Annotated in this window: 17 protein-coding genes; 16 read left to right on the plus strand and 1 reads right to left on the minus strand. The window is 67.6% G+C overall.

Annotated features, from left to right (window positions below; all coding sequences use genetic code 11):
- Positions 1 to 12: 12 nt before the first annotated feature.
- The 6 genes from B7R93_RS07845 (at position 13) to B7R93_RS07870 (ending at position 6,024) form a co-directional block, all read left to right on the plus strand.
- Positions 13 to 1,089, plus strand: coding sequence for a VWA domain-containing protein (locus B7R93_RS07845; protein WP_103020239.1), 1,077 nt, complete (start codon positions 13 to 15; stop codon positions 1,087 to 1,089).
- A 79-nt stretch (positions 1,090 to 1,168) separates the two neighbouring features.
- Positions 1,169 to 1,810 carry a hypothetical protein gene (locus tag B7R93_RS07850; RefSeq protein WP_103020240.1) on the plus strand — a complete coding sequence of 214 codons (642 nt, stop codon included), beginning with the start codon at positions 1,169 to 1,171 and terminating at the stop codon, positions 1,808 to 1,810.
- The gene (locus B7R93_RS07855) at positions 1,807 to 2,406 is read left to right on the plus strand and encodes a hypothetical protein (protein ID WP_103020241.1); all 600 of its coding nucleotides are present in this window, start codon (positions 1,807 to 1,809) and stop codon (positions 2,404 to 2,406) included. Before B7R93_RS07850 ends, B7R93_RS07855 begins: the two co-directional genes overlap by 4 nt.
- 46 nt (positions 2,407 to 2,452) lie before the next feature.
- Entirely contained in the window at positions 2,453 to 4,339 is a 1,887-nt protein-coding gene (locus B7R93_RS07860; RefSeq protein ID WP_232798178.1) for a BatD family protein, read from the plus strand.
- A gap of 33 nt (positions 4,340 to 4,372) precedes the next feature.
- Positions 4,373 to 5,119: an SH3 domain-containing protein gene (locus B7R93_RS07865; RefSeq protein ID WP_103020242.1), complete on the plus strand. Its 747-nt coding sequence runs from the start codon at positions 4,373 to 4,375 to the stop codon at positions 5,117 to 5,119.
- Between the two features lie 128 nt (positions 5,120 to 5,247).
- Entirely contained in the window at positions 5,248 to 6,024 is a 777-nt protein-coding gene (locus B7R93_RS07870; protein WP_103020243.1) for a hypothetical protein, read from the plus strand.
- Positions 6,025 to 6,437: 413 nt separating this feature from the next.
- Here B7R93_RS07870 and B7R93_RS07875 read toward each other — a convergent pair whose 3' ends face one another.
- Complete coding sequence (locus tag B7R93_RS07875) at positions 6,438 to 7,340, minus strand: LysR family transcriptional regulator (RefSeq protein ID WP_103020244.1); 903 nt, start codon at positions 7,338 to 7,340, stop codon at positions 6,438 to 6,440.
- Between the two features lie 243 nt (positions 7,341 to 7,583).
- On the opposite strand from B7R93_RS07875, the gene B7R93_RS07880 reads away from it, so the two are divergent.
- The 10 genes from B7R93_RS07880 to B7R93_RS07920 all read left to right on the plus strand — a co-directional run bounded on the left by B7R93_RS07880 (position 7,584) and on the right by B7R93_RS07920 (position 16,620).
- A complete protein-coding gene (locus B7R93_RS07880; protein WP_103020245.1) occupies positions 7,584 to 8,180 on the plus strand; it encodes a MarC family protein in 597 nt (198 codons plus the stop codon).
- A 61-nt stretch (positions 8,181 to 8,241) separates the two neighbouring features.
- Positions 8,242 to 9,438, plus strand: coding sequence for an MFS transporter (locus B7R93_RS07885; protein ID WP_103020246.1), 1,197 nt, complete (start codon positions 8,242 to 8,244; stop codon positions 9,436 to 9,438).
- A 47-nt stretch (positions 9,439 to 9,485) separates the two neighbouring features.
- Positions 9,486 to 10,118, plus strand: coding sequence for a trimeric intracellular cation channel family protein (locus B7R93_RS07890; protein ID WP_103020247.1), 633 nt, complete (start codon positions 9,486 to 9,488; stop codon positions 10,116 to 10,118).
- A 119-nt stretch (positions 10,119 to 10,237) separates the two neighbouring features.
- A complete protein-coding gene (locus tag B7R93_RS07895; protein ID WP_103020248.1) occupies positions 10,238 to 10,948 on the plus strand; it encodes a thymidine kinase in 711 nt (236 codons plus the stop codon).
- A gap of 80 nt (positions 10,949 to 11,028) precedes the next feature.
- Positions 11,029 to 11,238, plus strand: a complete 210-nt coding sequence (locus B7R93_RS15835; protein WP_157942254.1) for a hypothetical protein — start codon at positions 11,029 to 11,031, stop codon at positions 11,236 to 11,238.
- Between the two features lie 42 nt (positions 11,239 to 11,280).
- Positions 11,281 to 11,772 carry an RDD family protein gene (locus tag B7R93_RS07900; protein WP_232798179.1) on the plus strand — a complete coding sequence of 164 codons (492 nt, stop codon included), beginning with the start codon at positions 11,281 to 11,283 and terminating at the stop codon, positions 11,770 to 11,772.
- Positions 11,773 to 11,943: 171 nt separating this feature from the next.
- Entirely contained in the window at positions 11,944 to 14,034 is a 2,091-nt protein-coding gene (gene dnaX / locus B7R93_RS07905) for a DNA polymerase III subunit gamma/tau (RefSeq protein WP_103020250.1), read from the plus strand.
- A gap of 164 nt (positions 14,035 to 14,198) precedes the next feature.
- On the plus strand, positions 14,199 to 14,543 hold the full coding sequence (locus B7R93_RS07910) for a YbaB/EbfC family nucleoid-associated protein (protein ID WP_232798181.1): 345 nt from the start codon (positions 14,199 to 14,201) through the stop codon (positions 14,541 to 14,543).
- Positions 14,544 to 14,638: 95 nt separating this feature from the next.
- Positions 14,639 to 15,358: a recombination mediator RecR gene (locus B7R93_RS07915; protein WP_103020252.1), complete on the plus strand. Its 720-nt coding sequence runs from the start codon at positions 14,639 to 14,641 to the stop codon at positions 15,356 to 15,358.
- Between the two features lie 59 nt (positions 15,359 to 15,417).
- Positions 15,418 to 16,620 carry a saccharopine dehydrogenase family protein gene (locus tag B7R93_RS07920; RefSeq protein WP_103020253.1) on the plus strand — a complete coding sequence of 401 codons (1,203 nt, stop codon included), beginning with the start codon at positions 15,418 to 15,420 and terminating at the stop codon, positions 16,618 to 16,620.
- Positions 16,621 to 16,848 lie beyond the last annotated feature (228 nt).

The raw sequence follows: 16,848 nt of genomic DNA on the forward strand, positions 1-16,848 counted from the left end.
CCTCAATCCAAAGTGAACTGGTTGCATCCGGCGTACGCGTGGGCGCTCCTGCTCGTCCCGGCAGCGGTGGGGCTTTACGGGTGGGCGGCGCGTCGGCGCCGGGCGGACCGGGCACGGTTCGGGCACCCGGCGACCGTGCAACAGCTCGCAACGACCCTGCGCCCACGCCGCCGACGGTGGAAGGCCGGCCTGGTGGTGGGGGCGCTTCTCCTCGGGGCCGTCGCCCTGATGGGGCCTCGCTGGGGCACGCAGGTGCGCACGGTGGAGCGCCGGGGCCTCGACCTCGTGGTGGCGCTGGACGTGTCGGCCTCGATGCGGGCCCAGGACGTTTCCCCGAGCCGCCTCCGGCGGGCGAAGAATGAAATCCGCACGCTGGTGGATGATCTGTCGGGCGACCGGGTGGGGCTTGTGCTCTTTGCGGGCACCGGGTTCGTGCAGGCGCCCCTCACGACCGACTACGATGCGTTCCGCCTCTTCCTCAACGCCGCGGCGCCCGATCAGATCTCGACGCCGGGGACCGATGTGGGGAGGGCCGTCGACGCCGGCCTCCAGGCCTTCGGGGCCTCCCGCCCAGGGGACGACACGACGGCAACTCCGGAGGCGCCGCGCCCCCGCGCGCTCCTGCTCGTATCGGACGGGGAGAACCACACCGGCGACCTCAATGCCGCCCGGCAGCGAGCCGAAGACGCCGGCGTCACGCTTCTGACTGCGGGCATTGGGACCGAGGAGGGAGCCCGGATTCCGGTCTACGAAAACGGGCGGCGGGTCGACTACAAGCGAAACCGCACGGGGGCGGTCGTGCGGAGCCGTCTGCGGGAGGCCCCCCTGCGGCGCCTCGCCCGGTCGGGGGCGTACTTTCGAATCGGCGCCGCCTCCAGTGCCCTGTCCGACGTGCCGGCGGCGCTCCGGCAGGTCGGAGCCTCGACATACGACGCCGACCGGTTTGCCGACTACGAGGAGATGTACCAGTGGCCCCTGGCGGCGGCCCTGGGGCTCCTGCTCGCCGGACGCCTCCTCCCGGCCCGGCGGCGCCCTCCCTCAGGCACGAGACGTGAGGAAGGGCGCGGCGGGACCCAGCATCCCGGGTAGTCTCGTTGGAATCAGCGGGCGGAACTGGCGGTACAACGGCCCTCCTGTCGCCACATACACGCAACCAAGGCCCGACCGCATGTTTGCCCGAGCGGCGCTCATTCTACTTCTTTTTGGCCTCCTCGGCGATGGTGGGGCAGAGAAGGGCCGGGATGGCAATGCCCTCTTCGACCAGGGGCGGCACGTCGCCGCGGCGGACGCCTACCAGGCGGGCCTGGACGCCCTCGACGACACGACCGGCGCCGTGTACGTGGGCCTTCAGAACAACCGGGGACTGGCCCTTCATCGCCAGGACCGCCTCGGGGCCGCCCGGACTGCGTTCCGGAAGGCCCGCCGCGCCGCCACGACGGAGGCCGAGCGCGCCCGGGTTCTCTTCAATGCCGCCAACGTCGCGGCCGAGATGAAGGACCGTCCCGGCGCCCTAAACCGCTACCGGCAGGTGCTCCTCCTCGATCCCACGCACGCGGCCGCCCGGTTCAACTACGAATACCTGAAGCGACAGAAGGGAGGACGCTCTGGGGGCGACCCGTCACCCCTCGAGCCCTCGCCCTTTGCCAAGCAGCTGAAGAAGAAGGCCGACGCCCTGGTGGCGCGGACCCAGTACACCACCGCCGCGGCCCTGCTGCGAGATGGAATGCAGCGGGACTCGACGGTCCGTGCGTACCGGGAGTTCGTCGGCCGCCTCGAAGAAATTGCCCAAATTGCACGTTCGGACTCGTGACGCGTCTGTGCTGGATCGGAGTCATTGCGGGACTGCTGTGGGGGCTGGGGGGCACGCCGGCCCTGGGCCAGTCCTCCGCCGATGCCTTCTTTCACGACGCCGCGCAGCAATATGTGACCGGCAACACGGGGGCCGCCCGCCGGGCGGTGGAGGCGGGGCTGGACGTCGCCCCGTCGGACCCGCGGCTGCGGGCCCTCCAGAAGAAACTGGAGCAGCAAGAAAAGCGGCGTGGGAGCGGACGGCAGTCCCCGCGGGGCCGGCAGTCCCAGAGCCAACGTGATCCTTCAACGGGAGACGGTGGCCAACAAGAGCAGTCGGACGCCTCGGGCAAGGAGTCTTCGCCCCAGGCCGACGACGCCTCTGGGATAGAATCGCCTCCTCGTGAAGCGTCGGGGTCATCGTCGGCGGAATCGTCTGAGGGGCAGGCGCGGGGGCGCCAGGGAGACGATCGGGCGGGCGACCGCCGGTCGGCCCGTCGCCTGAGTCAGGCCCAGGCGGCCCGCCTCCTACAGGCCCTCGAAACCCAGGAGCAGAAGCTGCTGCGTGAGGTGCAGAGCGAGTCGCAGGAGCCCGGTCGGGTCGAGAAAGACTGGTAGCCCCGCGGACGGGGCGCCCCACCGCCACGAAACGGACAAAGGGCGTATGGTCTTCTTTACCAGCGGCGCACGTCCCATGTGGACCGCACAGTCCATGCTCGTACGAATTGCGATGTCTGCCGTCGTGATGGGGGCCGTGTGTGTCGAAGGGGGACAGGCCCAGCCCAACAGAACGGTGCGGGTTACCGCCGAGGCCGATCCCACGGATGCGGCGGTGGGCGAAACAGTCCACCTGACGGTGCGGGTCGACGGGGCTCCGGCCACCGTCGTGCAGACGCCGGAGCTGCCCTCGACGACCCACCTGGAGCCCCAGCAGCGCACGCCTCAAACGCGACAGATTCGGGCGTCGAGGGGCGGGCGGCTCCGGCAGGGCGTCGTCTTTTCGTGGCGGCTCCGCCCGCGGCAGCAGGGGGCCGCACGCATCCAGCCCTTGACCGTCGTGGTCCGGGGAAAGCAATACACGACTGCCCCCCTTCGTGTCCGGGTGTCTGCACGGACGGGCGCGCCCGACGCCCCGACGCTGACGCGCCCCGACGGGGCGTCCTCGGATCCGTCCCTGGATGTCCGGGATCTCTTCATCCGTGCCCGGGCCACCGACGACCGGGTGTATCAGAATGAGCAGGTGATCGTTGAATACAGCCTGTTCTACCGACCCCGAATCCGGCTCCGCCGTAGCCGCGTGGCCGGGTCGTGGGACGCGCCGGGCTTCTGGCGCGAAGAGCTCGATGTGGCCGCTCGCCCCACCCCCCAGCGGCGACGGACCGACGGGCAGACGTACGAGACCGTTGTTCTGAAGCGAGTGGCCCTATTCCCCACGCGGCCGGGCACCCTTCGGGTCGATCCTCTCCGCATCGAGACGGAGGCCCAGGGACGAATGCGCATGCAAGAGGACGGCCCGTCCCTACGAGGGCGTTTCGAGCCTGTGCAGATTGCCTCCGAGGGCCTCTCGTTGACTGCACGGTCCCTTCCGGAAGGGGCGCCGCCTGCCTTTGACGGGGCCGTGGGGCAGTTCGTGGTGAGGACCACTGCGGAGGCCGATAGCGCGTCGGTGGGGGAGGCGGTCACGCTGACGATGCAGGTGGAGGGCACCGGAAATTTGGCGACGCTCCCCCCACCGTCTGTGGAGTCGCCCCCGGACGTGGAGGTCTACGAGCCGACCGTCGAGACCGACATTGAGCGCGACGGGTCCCGAATTCGGGGGACCAAAACGTTTGCCTACACGCTCGTGCCCCGGTCCGGCGGGCGCCACGATCTGCCAACCCTCGCATTTTCCTACTTCGACCCAGACGCGAAACGGTACAAGACGCACCGGGCCGAGCCCCCCACGCTGTACGTGTCGGGACAGGAAGGCCCGCGGGCCGTGGGACGGACGAGCGACGGTCTGCCGGTGGGCGACGTGGCGGATGCGAGGGAGGCGAGCGAGGCGCAGTGGGTGCGCACCGACCGGCGTCCCCTGTATCGCAGTGCCTGGACGTACCTGGCCCTCCTGGTGCCTGCCCTGATCGTCGGGGCCGGCGTTGCCTACCGGCGCTGGAGAGACCGTCCTGGGTCGTCCCCGGACGAGACGACTCCGGCTCTCGATGAAGACAGAGACCGGCTCCAGGAGGCGTGTCGTCACCTCCGGAGGGGGGCAGACGCGTCCTTCTACGACGCTGTGGGGCGTACCCTACGCGCTTTTCTCGCGGAGCGGCTGGGACGGGCCGGACCCAACGACGTCCCCCGGACGGTGCTCGACCGCCACCTGCTCCGCCATGACGTCCCGGCGGATCTTCGGAATGCCCTCTACGACGTGCTCGACCGCTGTGACGAGGCCCGATACGCGCCCGGCAGCGCCTCGGTGTCCCCCGAGGACGTGCTGGCCAATGCCCACGCGGTGCTCCGACGGCTCGGTCCTCAACTTCCCCGGCCAGACGACCCGGCCCCCCGCTCGTAGTTCTCGCGCCCCTCCCGGCTCGCCGCCCGTGCCATGCGCCTGCTCGCCGTTGTTCTCGGTGGACTCGGACTGGTTGTCTCCCCAGCCTGGGGGCAGCCGTTCTCTGTGTCTCAGCAGTTTGGGGCGGCCCACGAGGCCTACGCGCACGCTCAGTACGAGGAAGCCGCCGAGAGGTACCGGGCCCTCCTCGATTCCGGGCACGCGAGCGCAGCGCTTTATCACAACCTGGGCAACGCCTACGTGCGCCTCAACCGCACAGGGGAGGCCGTCTGGGCCTACGAACGGGGGCGTCGCCTGCAGTCCGAAGGGCCACGCCTCCAACACAACCTGGAGTACATTCGTCGGCGCGCAGGGCTTCCGCAGGGCGGACTGCCTCCCACGGGCCTTGGGGCCGTCGTGGCGGGCTGGTCGCCCCTGGTGCTGTTTGGGATTGGAATGCTGGCGCTGTGCGCTGGGGCCTTCGGGGCTGTATTCCGGGTCGGTCCGGGCCGGAGTGTCGCCTGGTACGCTCCGATAGTGTGGGGGCCGGTAGGAGCGGGACTGCTGCTTGTCGCCGTCGCGCTGGGGGCCTCATACGTGCAGGCCCAGGAGCGCCGGGCGGTTGTGGTGAGTGAGGCGACGCCGCTCCGCTCCGCCCCCGCGGACACAGCGTCCGTCGATACGACCCTTCGTCCGGGACGGATTGTGGAGCCGAACACGAAGCGAGACAAGTGGGCGCGCGTGCGGGTCGGGGCCGAAACCAAGGGGTGGATTGCGTCCCGTGCGCTGAGGGAAATATAGCGAACGGGGGGATCCGACCCTGGAGCGATCCGTTTGCTACACAGACATAACATGCACATGTCCCGGGTCCGTGCTGCGCGTTCTGCGTCGGGTCCGGCCCGCACTCCCTCCCCCAGCGCTTTCACGCCATGCCGACGGGTCACTTCACCATTGGCGACCTTTCCTTTTCGTTTGAGGGCTCCCTGAAGGAGCTGGCGCACTGCCAAGAGATCGCCCGCGAAATCGAGCGGGCGGAGCACCGGCTCCGTCGGGCGTCGGGGGCGGACCAGGTGGTCGTGATCTATGACCAAGACCTTGAGGGCGAACGGGGCACGTTCGACAAGATGCGGCTCCGCGCCTACGACGACGAACACAACTACACGCTTGACCTTGGGGTGACGGACACCAATCCGCTCGGCGTTTACGTCGGGTACGATCAGAACATCGAGGTCTACAATCGGGACACCGGAGAGACGGGACAGATTTCCCCTGAGGGAGACCAGATCGAAGCGGACGAGGCCGAGGCGTCCCCTCAAGACGAACCGACTGCTCGTGGGGCGGACTCGTCGCGGCAACGTTCTGCCTCTGCCGCATCCGCAGCCCCGGCATCGTCCGAGGGGCCGTCTCAGGCCGAGATTGACCGGGCCGCGGAGGTGCTTCTGAATCGCGTGCGCCGGCATCCCTCCGAGCAGCGAGTGGGAAACACGACGATCCCGGACGGCCCGCTTGGGGAGAAGGTCGTCGGGTTCGCCACGTACTGCGGGCGCAACGAGGGGTACCTGAGCCGCGTGCTCGACGTGGAGGGGGTGGCCGCGGTTGACGAGCTGACCGTGGGACAGGTATCGGGCGTGCTCGCAATGATCAAAGACGAGGAGACGCTTCGACAAAACGAGAGCTTCGAGCCCGACAACGATCTCCCGTTCTAGAACCTGTTGTGATTTTGGATCGGATGGGGAGAGCGAGCATCGATGAGCCGAGAATCGGCGTATGGTCGAGGGCTGTCGTGGGACGCCCTGAGCGCCAGCGAAGCTAGTGCTGCCGCTCGGAGCCCCGAGACAGAAATTGAAACAGGTTCTTGGACAGAAGAACGTCCGGATCGCGTCTTTTGTGTGTCTGTGTCTCGTGTCCCCGGGGGGCGCGTGCTGCATCGCCTCCGTGGCGGCCCCCTCTCGGATCGTCAAGCTTTCGTCGGGCGAGGGCGGAAGGGCAGGTGGCAGTCCGGCCCTTTGCCGATGAGGCGGTCGGCATCCACGCCCCCGTGCTGGTTATACCAAATGCCGACGGGCCTTCCGAGACGTCCCAGAGCCATCCGGTGCATGGTGATCCCTCGCAACTGGTATTAGATCGGGTTCTGGGTGAACGCATCCTGTTCGTCCGTCACGGTTTCCAAAAACCGGCCGAGCAGGGGCGAATCGTCGTCGTGACGGTGCGCGAGGCCAAGGGTGAGGGGGACGGTCGGCTCCACAATTTTTGCGTACCGCACGCCGGGGCGCTGAATCTGCACGTTCGAGGCGTGCGCAATGGAGACGCCGAGCCCAGCCTCGACGAGACCGAGGAAGCTCTCCCCCCGCTCGATCTCCTGAAGAATCTGGGGGGTGAAGCCGGCTTCGTGGCAGGCGCGCACGTAGGCGTCATGAATGCGGGGGGCGCCGCGCCGCGCCCAGATCACGTGCGGCTCCCCCGCAAGCTCCCGGAGGGGCACGGACGCCTGGTCGGCGAGCCGGTGGCCCGTCGGGAGTACCACCACCATTGGGGCCGTGAAGAGAGGCTGCACCCGCAGGCCGCGCTCATTGATCGGGAGAAACAGGAACCCAGCGTCCGTCTCCTCCTCCCGGAGGGCGTTCATCTGCTCGCGGGTCGTATGCTCGACCAGGTCGAGCTCCCCGTGGGGGCGTTCGGCCCGAAAAGTTTTGATGATGGCCGGCAGCCCGCTCCGCATCGCGGTGGCCTCGTAGGTAATGGTGAGCAGGCCCGCCAGCCCGTCCCGGGCCGCCCGCGCCACGGACTCCGCGCGCTGGGCCTCGCGGAGCACACGCTTGGCGTACGGTAGGAAGGTGCGCCCCGCGTCCGTCAGTTCGACGCCGCCGGACGACCGGTCGAAGAGAGACACCCCGATTTCGTCCTCGAACGCCTTGATCTGCTGACTCAGGGTGGACTGGGCAACGAAGACGGCGTCGGCCGCGCGGCCGAAGTGCAGTTCGTCGGCGAGGGCCGTGAAATACCGAAGGTGACGGAGTTCCATGGCGAAGAGAACCGGCGAGTGCTGAGGACAGAACGCACGGAGGAGGGCCCGCTGGCATGCCCTGTCCAAATGATCGATGGCGCCGATCGGTCCGAGCGAAAAACTCCATGAAACGGTGCCGCGGGGGCTCCTCTACCACCCCATGTGGACGCAAGAGACGGTGCATTCTGGATTACATTGCGGTAATCTCTTCCCACTCGCCCTCCCGATGTGCTCTCGAACCCAATCGATCACTACGAATAGATGACGGTGTTTTCGGCTGCTCTTTTGCTCTTTCTGGTCATGGACCCGTTTGGAAACGTCCCCGTGTTCCTTTCGGTCTTGCGTCCGGTGCAGCAGAGCCGTCGGCGCTGGGTCATCGCCCGGGAGCTGGTGATCGCTTTGGGGTTCCTGGTGGTCTTTCTGTTCGGCGGTCAGTACCTGCTCGCGGCGATTGGCATCTCGGAGTCCTCCGTGACGGTCGCGGGGGGCATCATCCTCTTCCTGATCGCGCTCCGGATGGTGTTCCCGTCGCCCGGCGGCGTGTTTGCGGAAGACGCGGAGCAGGCAAGTGACGCCCCGGTCCTGGTGCCCCTCGCGGTGCCGCTCGTGGCCGGGCCGTCGGCCCTGGCGTCGGTGCTGTTCATTATGAGCAAAGACCCGACGCGTTGGCTGGAGTGGCTGGCTGCGCTCGTCGGGGCGTGGGCGGCCACCGGGGCTGTTCTGCTTCTGGCGCCCAACCTGTCGCGCCTTCTGGGCCACCGGGGGCTGGTGGCCACGGAGCGGCTCATGGGGATGGTACTGACCGCGATTGCATCGAAAATGGTCCTCGGCGGAGTTGCGGAGTTCTTCGGCCTCTAGCCCTTCGCTCCCGTCTGCCTCTGCTCTCTGTTCGTCTCTCCTCACCAATTTCTCTACGCCTGTGACACTCTGGTCACGTCAAGGGGCCGTTCTCGGGACGTGCACCCTGGCCTTTTTCGCGACGATGGTCGCGCGCCTCGTCATCAGCCCGGTCGTTCCCTCCATCAGTGACGCGTTTGCCGTCCCCAACGGCGCGATTGGACTTGCCCTGACGGGCATGTGGCTGGGGTACGCCCTCTCACAATTTCCGAGCGGATTGCTGGCCGACCGCTACGGGGAGCGGCGCATCATCCTGGTGGCGGTGGGTGGGACGGCGGTCGCCAGCACGCTCTTGGCCTTTGCGTCGTCCTACGCGACGTTTCTGGTGGGAACGGCGGTGCTCGGAACCGTGGCGGGCCTTCACTACAGCGTGGCGACGTCGCTCCTGACGCGCACCACCGATCAGATTGGAACGGCGATCGGCATCCACACGGCGGGGGCGCCGGTGGCGGGGGTGCTGGCGCCGATGGCCGCCGGGGCCGTCGGGGCGTGGATGGGCTGGCGGTGGGCCGTCGCCCTGGGGACGGCGTTCGCCATTCCCGTCGTGGGGCTCGTGATCTATGTGGTCCGGGCCCGGCCGCCGGTGCGCCCCAAGCAATCGGTCTGGGGCCGGTTCAAGATGGGTCCCCTGGTGGACCTCCTGCGCCGTCCGCCCATTGCCCGCACGGTGATCCTCTCGGCGGTGGGAATGTTCGTGTGGCAGGCCACGGCGTCGTTCTTGCCCACGTTTTTCGTGGCGCATCACGGCTATTCGGAGGCCACCGCCGGGGCCCTCTTTTCGGCGTACTTTCTGGTTCAAGGGGCGACTCAGCCCGGCCTCGGGGCGCTGTCGGACCGCATTGGGCGGGATTCGGCCGCGAGCCTCGCCATCGCGGTGGGCATTGTGGGATACGGGCTTCTGGTCGTGGGGACGGGGCTGACCATGGCCGTCGTGTCGGTGGCCTGCGCCGGCCTCTCGATGGGGTGGGGGGCGGCCCTTATGCCAAAGTTTATGGATCACCTCGATGAGCACGAGCGCAGCGCCGGGTTTGGGCTCGTGCGGACCGTCTACATGGTGCTCGGGGCCAGCGGCAGCGTCGTGACGGGATTTGTGGCGGATGCGTTTGGGTGGGGCGTGGCGTTTCTCGGGCTTGCGCTGCTGCTCGTGGGCATGCTCGGGGCGCTGGTCCGGTTCACGTGGCGGAACCGGAGGGCCCGAAAGGCCCGGGTTGCGTCCTGAGGGGCACCGCCCACGTTTTGCTGTTCTCCACAGAGCTGCCGCGTCCGATGTACGTTTCGCCGGACACTGTCCTGTACCTTCTGGATCTGTTCGGCACGGCGGTCTTTGCGGTGTCGGGGGCGCTGGCGGCCGGCCGGCGGCGCATGGATCTGTTTGGGGCGCTGGTGATTGCGGCGGTGACGGCCGTCGGGGGCGGCACGGTTCGCGACCTGATTCTCGACCGCCACCCGGTCTTTTGGATTCAAGACCTGCGGTACCTCGCAGTGATCGCTGGGGCGGGCGGGCTCACCTTCGCCTACACCTCGGTCTTCCAGCCCCCGCGGCAGTCGCTGGAGGTGGCCGATGCGTTCGGGCTCGCGGTCTTCTCGGTCGTCGGGGCCCGGGTGGCGCTCGGCGTGGGGGCACCGCCGGTCGTGGTCGTGATCATGAGCGCCGTCACGGCCACGGTGGGCGGCATGGTGCGGGATGTGCTCTGTGACGAAACGCCCCTCATCTTGCGGGAAGAGATCTACGCGACGGCGGCCCTGCTTGGCGGAACGCTCTACGTAAGCCTGCGGGCCTTCGTCCGTCCGGACGCGGCGGTGGCCGGCCTCACGATCATTGTGGTGTCGGCCGTGCGCCTGGCCGCACTGCGGTGGGAGGCCCACTTGCCCTCGTTTCGGGTGGAAGAGGCGGGGTAGGTTGGCGTCGCCCGTGCGGGCCTTCCTCGCTTCCATACAGAGTGGGGGTGGACTTCCTCCTCGCCCCGCAATTACCTTGAAAAGCCTGTGCACGCCCTCGCACCAAGCAGGCCTCGTTCATGTCCGCGCTGGAGCCCCATATCGTTGACCGTGATCGCACCACCGGCTGGATGGAGGTCATCTGTGGGTCGATGTTCAGTGGCAAGACCGAAGAGCTGATCCGCCGGCTGCGCCGGGCCCGCATCGCTCGCCAGCACACCCGCGTCTTCAAGCCGGCCCTCGACGAGCGCTACAGCGAGGACGAGGTGGTCTCGCACAACGAAAACTCTGTGACCACCACGCCGGTGGCGACGGCCCCGCAGATCCGAGAACAGGTGCAGGAGGCGGACGTCGTGGGCATCGACGAGGCGCAGTTCTTCGACGACGCCCTCGTCCCGACGTGCCAAACGCTGGCCGACGAGGGGCACCGCGTGATCGTGGTGGGGCTCGACACGGACTACCGTGCGGAGCCGTTCGACCCGATGCCTCAGCTCATGGCGGTGGCCGAGCACGTGACCAAGCTGCACGCCGTGTGTGTTGTCTGCGGCGCGCCCGCCAACCACTCCCAGCGGATTGTGCCGGGCGAAGACCGGGTGTTGGTCGGGGCCACGGAGGCCTACGAGCCGCGGTGCCGGGCGTGCTTCGAGCCGGAGCCCGTGACGGTGACGCGTCCCCGGCCCCACACCGAGGCGCTCCGAGAGGTCTCCACCGATGACGCGGACACGCCGACGAACGAGCCGAGCCCGGATGCTGCGACGGCGGCTGCCTCCCCCGACGGAACGGCGAACTGAGGAATGGGGCCAACAACCGCCCGGCAGGCGCGTACAAGCACGGTCCCGATGTAACGCGGACAAGCCATCGCCTTTGTCCCATGCCTTCCCTTCGCTCCCAGACGGGTCCGACCAACCCTCGTCGCCGTCGCACCCCACAGCGTACCCCGAAGCGCACCCCACAGCGCACGCCGCAGCGGCAGCCCACGCAGCCGCCCAAGGTGCCGAGCCCGACGCGCCGGGAACCGAACACCCCGGACCCGACGCGCCGAAAGCCGAACTCCCCGAGTCCGCCGTCGGACGTGACGTAACCGCCGCGGGCCGTAACTGGACCCGTTTCTTCTTTTTCGACCGTGCCCCCTGCTCTCATGAATGGGTCCTCCACAGACGCCTCCTCCCCCGCGCAACACGAGCGGTTCGTCGCGGCCCTTCTCGACGGCATCATCGCGACGGGGCTGACTGCGCTGCTCGGCGGGGTGCCCCTGGTGGGAGGCGTCGTCGGGGGGCTGTACTTGGTCGCGCGGGACGGAGTTGAGGTCGGCCCCCTGCGTTTCCGGTCGCCGGGAAAGTACGTGATGGGACTCGACCTCGTGCGCCTCGACGGGCGGCCCGTCTCCCTCGAAACCTCGGTCCAGCGCAACTGGATGCTCGGCCTCAGTTCCGTCGCCGGTGCCTTCATTGTTGTGCCCATCGTCGGCGGTGCCCTGGCGTCGCTTCTGTCGCTCGCCGGTCTGGGGCTTATTTTGTTTGAGGTCTACAACGTCTTCACCGATCCCGTCGGTCGGCGGTGGGGCGACCGACTGGGCAGCACCAAGGTCGTGGCCGCCGGCGACGGGCTGGTGTAAGCGGGGCGTCGCGCCGGGCATACGGTCCGCGGTCCCTTCCACCTGCGGTTGGTTTCTTCGGGGCGGCGCCGGTATATTGGCCGAAAAGCCGCTTCGTGGTGCCGCCGCCGTTAGGGGCCCGGCGCCGCTGTCCCCCCTTCCGTCTCTTTTTTACCCGTCCCCGCGGTTTTCATGGACGAACAGCGATACCTGGTCACGGCGCGCAAGTATCGGCCCTCTCTCTTCAAAGAGGTCGTCGCGCAGGAGCACGTGACCGAGACGCTCAAGAATGCGATTCGGATGGAGCGCCTCGCACACGCCTACCTGTTCAGTGGCCCGCGGGGCGTGGGGAAGACGACCGCCGCCCGCATTCTGGCGAAGGCCATCAACTGCGAGACGCCGAGGGAGGACCGGACGGACGGCGCCGAACCGTGCTGCGAGTGCGACTCGTGCAAATCGTTCGAAGAGGGCCGCAGCCTCAACGTGTTTGAAATGGACGCGGCCTCCAACAACAAGGTGGACGACATCCGCGAGCTGCGCGAGAAGGTGCGCATCCCGCCGCAGGGGGATCAGAAGAAGGTATACATTCTCGATGAGGTGCACATGCTGTCGAAGCAGGCGTTCAACGCCCTGCTGAAGACGCTGGAGGAGCCGCCGGCCCACGCCCTCTTCATCTTTGCGACCACCGAGCCGCACAAGGTGCTGCCCACCATCCTCTCGCGGTGCCAGCGGTTCGATTTTCGCCGCATTCCGGTGCCGGAGATCGTGGAGCGCCTACGCGAGATCTGCGAGACCGAAGGGGTGGAGGCCGACGAGGAGAGCCTCATGCTGCTGGCCCGCAAGGGCAACGGGGCGCTCCGAGACGCCCTCTCGGCGTTCGACCAGGCCCTCTCGCTCTGCGGGGCCACGCTGACCTACGGCGAGCTGACCCAGGCCCTCGGCGTGGTGGACCAGGACCTCTTCTTTCGCCTCACCGACCACGTGGCCGCCCAGAGCACGGCGGGCATGATTGAGCTTGTGCGCCACGTGGTGCGCAGCGGGTACGACCTGCAAGAGATCCTGGTGGGGCTGGCCGAGCACCTGCGCAACCTGCTGGTGGCCCACTCGCTGGGCGGGGAGGCCCTGGAGGAAGTTGCGGAGTCGACCCGCACCCGCTACGCCGAGGAGGCCGAGCGCTTCGACGAGGCCGACCTGCTGCGCCTGCTTACGATGGCCGCGGACACCGAGGACGACATCAAGCAGAGCCCGCAGCCACGCCTCACGCTGGAGACGACGCTCCTGAAGATGGCACAGCTCCGCCGCTCGGCCGACCTTCGGGCGGTGCTCGACAAGATTGACCGCCTGGAGCAGATGGCCGAGAACGGCGAGCTTCCTGAGACCGTGCCGGGCGACGGGGCCACCCCCGCCGAGCCCGACGCCCCGAACGCGACCGCGGAGGAGATCAGAGAAGAGCCCCCCGACGCGGCCGCCGAACCCGTCCCCGACTATGGTCCCGAGTCGATGAAGGCGGCGGAGAACGCCTCTCCGAAGCAGGAGTCGTCTGGCGAGGGGCCAACCGATGATGCCGGTGCCGAAGATCTGTCCTCGGATCCGCCGGACGACGACTCGCTAGGTGACGACTCGCTGGGCGATGATTCGTCAGACGCTGACACGTCGGACGGCGACGCAGGGGACGCGCCGCCGTCTCCCGACGCCCCTGCCGGCGGTGCGGACACGACAGAGCCGGACCCGTCCGTCGAGTACAACGACCTCTTCGGGGCACCCGCACTGGGCGGAGACGAATCTTCGGGAGGGGAGGAGGCGTCGGGTCCGACGGACGCTCGGGCCTCTGCGCCGGACCCAGGGTCGGAGGACTCGGAGGGGGCGACGGCCGCGGTGGCCGAGCCGGCCGTTGCGTCCAGGTCAGATGCCGACGGGGTGGCCACCGAGTGGCCCCAGATCGTGCAGTCGGTCAAAGAGAATCACATCAGCCTCGGCTCCTTGCTCGGCGAGGCCGAGCCCACAGAGTACGTCGACGGTACGCTCACCGTCGCTGTCCCCCGAGCCCTCCACCGCGACACCCTGCGCGACCGGCGACGCGTGCTGCTTCGCCACATCACCGACGCCGTGGACCCCGCGGTTGAGGACCTGCAGTTCGTCGTCGAGTCCACGAACGACGCTGCTGCCGAGGCCGACGCGTCCGGCGAGCTCCTCAGCCCCCGTGAACAACTGCAGCAGCTCCGCGATACCTACTCGGCCCTTGACGTGCTCTTCAGCGAGTTTGGGGCCGAGCCGGTGTGGTAGCGGCGGGGCGGCCGGACCCACCGAGAAGCGAGGCCGGGTGCATGATCAGGGATCGGTTCCGCTCGGCGTCCGTTTCCCTCCTCTGTAGACGCTGGTGGGCCCCATTCACTTTCGGCAAACGGCCCTCCCCGCACGAGCCTTTGAATTGAAATGACCCTTTAGCTATGGCCAACCCAGGAGGAATGAACATGCAGGACATGTTCGGGAAGATGATGGAAATGCAAGAAAAGATGAACGCCGCTCAGGATGAGCTTGCGGACAAGACGGTGACCGCAGAGGCGGGCGGAGGAATGGTGAAGGTTACTGCCAATGGTGCACAGGAGATTACGGGCATCGACATCGACCCGGAGGCCGTCGACCCGGACGACCTAGAGCTTCTGGAGGACCTCGTAATTGCGGGCGTCAACAAGGCCCTCGAAGATGCATCCGACATGGCCCAGGAGGAGATGAAGAACTCCATGGGCGGCATGCTGCCACAGGGCATGGACCTCAGCCAGCTCGGCCTCTAGGCAACGGCGAATGACGAGGAGCGAGTGTTGAGTGCCCTTGAGAAACGCCGCCATTTGCGTCTGGACCCTGACATTCGACAGTCGAGATCGTCGCGATGCAGTACACCTCGGAGTCCGTCGAAGCCCTCGTGGAGCAGTTTACGAAGCTGCCGACGATCGGGAAGAAGACGGCACGGCGACTGGCCAACTACGTCCTGAAGATGCCTCAAGAGGAGGTTGAGACCATCGCAAGCGCGCTGCGGTCCGTGAAGGAAGACGTGCAGCGCTGCTCGACCTGCTACGTCGTGGCGGATCAGGATCCGTGTCCCATCTGTAGCTCAGACAAGCGCGACGCCTCGACAATTTGTGTCGTGGAGGAGTCGAGCGACCTGATCGCCATCGAGCAGACCAACGAGTACCGGGGCGTGTACCACGTGCTCGGTGGGGTCATCTCACCACTCGATGGCGTTGGGCCCGACGATCTCCGGGTACACGAGCTGGCTGCGCGCATCGACCCGTCCTTCGAAGACACGGCGGCCGATGCCGCCCCGGCCCCCGAGACCATGCCCGATGGAGAGGCGGACGACGACGCGGACCCGTCGGAAAACGGGCAGGTGCAGGAGGGGGAGACGGCAGCGCCGGTCGACGAGGTGATTTTGGCCGTTAATCCCAACGTAGAGGGGGATACGACGGCGTACTACATCACTCAGCTTCTTGAGCCTTTCGATGTCCGTGTTACGCGCATCGCGCGCGGCCTGCCCATCGGCGGAGATCTAGAGTACGCCGACGAGGCGACTCTTTCACGGGCGTTGGAGGGGCGTGGGCACGTCGACTAGTGTCCCCGGCCTGTCCCGTGGGCTCTTCCGTCCGGACCCTTCCAATCCGACGACTGCCCATGACGATCACGGTTCTCGGTGCTGGATCGATCGGTGCCCCTGTTGTCCGCGAGCTCTGTGTGCGGAGCAGTGAGGTGGAGCAGGTACAGGTCTGTGACACCCGGTCGCAGGCGCTAGAACGCCTGCACGAGCAGGTTGACGCCGATCAGTCTCTGCGCTCCTTTCAGGTCGATGTCCGCGACACCGGTGTGCTGTCTCAGATTGTGAAGGGCAGCGACTGTGTCATCAGTTGCGTGCCGGCGACGTTCAACCCTGGGCTAGCAGAGCTGTGCCTCGACGCCGGGGTGCACTTCTGCGACCTCGGGGGAAACGACTCTCTCGTGGACGAAGAACTGGCCCTCGACAGGCGGGCCCGGGAAAAGGGGGTCTGGATCGTGCCGAACTGCGGGCTGGCCCCTGGCCTCGTCAACGTCGTGTGTCTGCACGGCATCGATCAGCTCGATCGGGCGGAGGCCGCGTGCCTGCGCGTCGGCGATGTGCCGCTGCACCCAGAGCCCCCATTCGACTTCCGCATCTCCTGGTCGGCCGAGCGCGTTCTGTCGGACTACACGAACCCGGCACAGCTGATCGAGGACGGACAGGTTGTGGAGGCGGACGCCCTCTCGCGCGAGGAGGAGATCCAGTTTGAGGAGCCCTTTGGCACGATGGAGGCCTTTTGTACGCAGGGGGGGCTGTCCACCCTCACCGATACGTTGGCCGGGCACGTGGAGGCCCTCGATCACAAGACGATTCGGTGGCCGGGCCACGCCCACCAGATGCGGTTTGTGCTCGGCCTCGGCCTCGCCGAAGAGCGCAAGATCGGGGTGCGCACGCACCTCACCTACCGCGACCTCCTGGTGCGCCGTATGCAAAAGCGGCTCGGCGGCGACTACGAAGACGCGGTGCTCATGCGGGTTCTGCTTCGGGGCGAGCAGGAGGGACGGCCCACGACCCTGGTCTACGAGATGGTGGAGCGGTACGACGTGGAGACGGAGCAGACGGCCGTGATGCGGTGTACAGCCATCCCCACGGTCGTCGCGGCCCTGTTCCTGGCCCGTGAGGAGACTGTTTCCGCCGGCGGGGCCGACGTGCCCGAAAAGGTGATCCCGCGCGATCAGTTCCTGGAAAAGGTGGCCGACCGCGGGCTTATCATTCAGAAGGAGCGGCACGACGACCTCCGCGAGATCACGGCCAAGCGTCCCCTTGACGGGCAGCGAGCCTGACGGACGGGCCGTTCCTGTGCTTGACGAAAGAGGCGGCGCATCTTACGTTTGCAATGAAGATCCACTGAGGCGAAGTGCAGTGGCACACCTCCAGTTCGCGATCCCTATTCCCGACCCACCGCTGCGCATCGGCACGAACCGCTACAGGTTTTTTCAGACACGCACCGGGCCTTCTCCGCACGTTGAACCGGAGCGCCGGTGCACGCCGTAGCATCTCGGAGTCTCATC

The sequence above is a fragment of the Salinibacter altiplanensis genome (assembly GCF_002894645.1).
GTDB lineage: Bacteria > Bacteroidota > Rhodothermia > Rhodothermales > Salinibacteraceae > Salinibacter > Salinibacter altiplanensis.

Excerpts from the sequence above, each read along its gene's own strand:
- B7R93_RS07895 (WP_103020248.1), top strand. The coding sequence starts at position 10,238 with ATGTCCGCGCTGGAGCCCCATATCGTTGACCGTGATCGCACCACCGGC.
- dnaX (WP_103020250.1), top strand. The coding sequence starts at position 11,944 with ATGGACGAACAGCGATACCTGGTCACGGCGCGCAAGTATCGGCCCTCT.
- B7R93_RS07865 (WP_103020242.1), top strand. The coding sequence starts at position 4,373 with ATGCGCCTGCTCGCCGTTGTTCTCGGTGGACTCGGACTGGTTGTCTCC.
- B7R93_RS07910 (WP_232798181.1), top strand. The coding sequence starts at position 14,199 with ATGGCCAACCCAGGAGGAATGAACATGCAGGACATGTTCGGGAAGATG.
- B7R93_RS15835 (WP_157942254.1), top strand. The coding sequence starts at position 11,029 with ATGCCTTCCCTTCGCTCCCAGACGGGTCCGACCAACCCTCGTCGCCGT.
- B7R93_RS07880 (WP_103020245.1), top strand. The coding sequence starts at position 7,584 with ATGACGGTGTTTTCGGCTGCTCTTTTGCTCTTTCTGGTCATGGACCCG.
- B7R93_RS07850 (WP_103020240.1), top strand. The coding sequence starts at position 1,169 with ATGTTTGCCCGAGCGGCGCTCATTCTACTTCTTTTTGGCCTCCTCGGC.
- B7R93_RS07870 (WP_103020243.1), top strand. The coding sequence starts at position 5,248 with ATGCCGACGGGTCACTTCACCATTGGCGACCTTTCCTTTTCGTTTGAG.
- B7R93_RS07920 (WP_103020253.1), top strand. The coding sequence starts at position 15,418 with ATGACGATCACGGTTCTCGGTGCTGGATCGATCGGTGCCCCTGTTGTC.
- B7R93_RS07915 (WP_103020252.1), top strand. The coding sequence starts at position 14,639 with ATGCAGTACACCTCGGAGTCCGTCGAAGCCCTCGTGGAGCAGTTTACG.
- B7R93_RS07890 (WP_103020247.1), top strand. The coding sequence starts at position 9,486 with ATGTACGTTTCGCCGGACACTGTCCTGTACCTTCTGGATCTGTTCGGC.
- B7R93_RS07875 (WP_103020244.1), bottom strand. The coding sequence starts at position 7,340 with ATGGAACTCCGTCACCTTCGGTATTTCACGGCCCTCGCCGACGAACTG.
- B7R93_RS07860 (WP_232798178.1), top strand. The coding sequence starts at position 2,453 with ATGGTCTTCTTTACCAGCGGCGCACGTCCCATGTGGACCGCACAGTCC.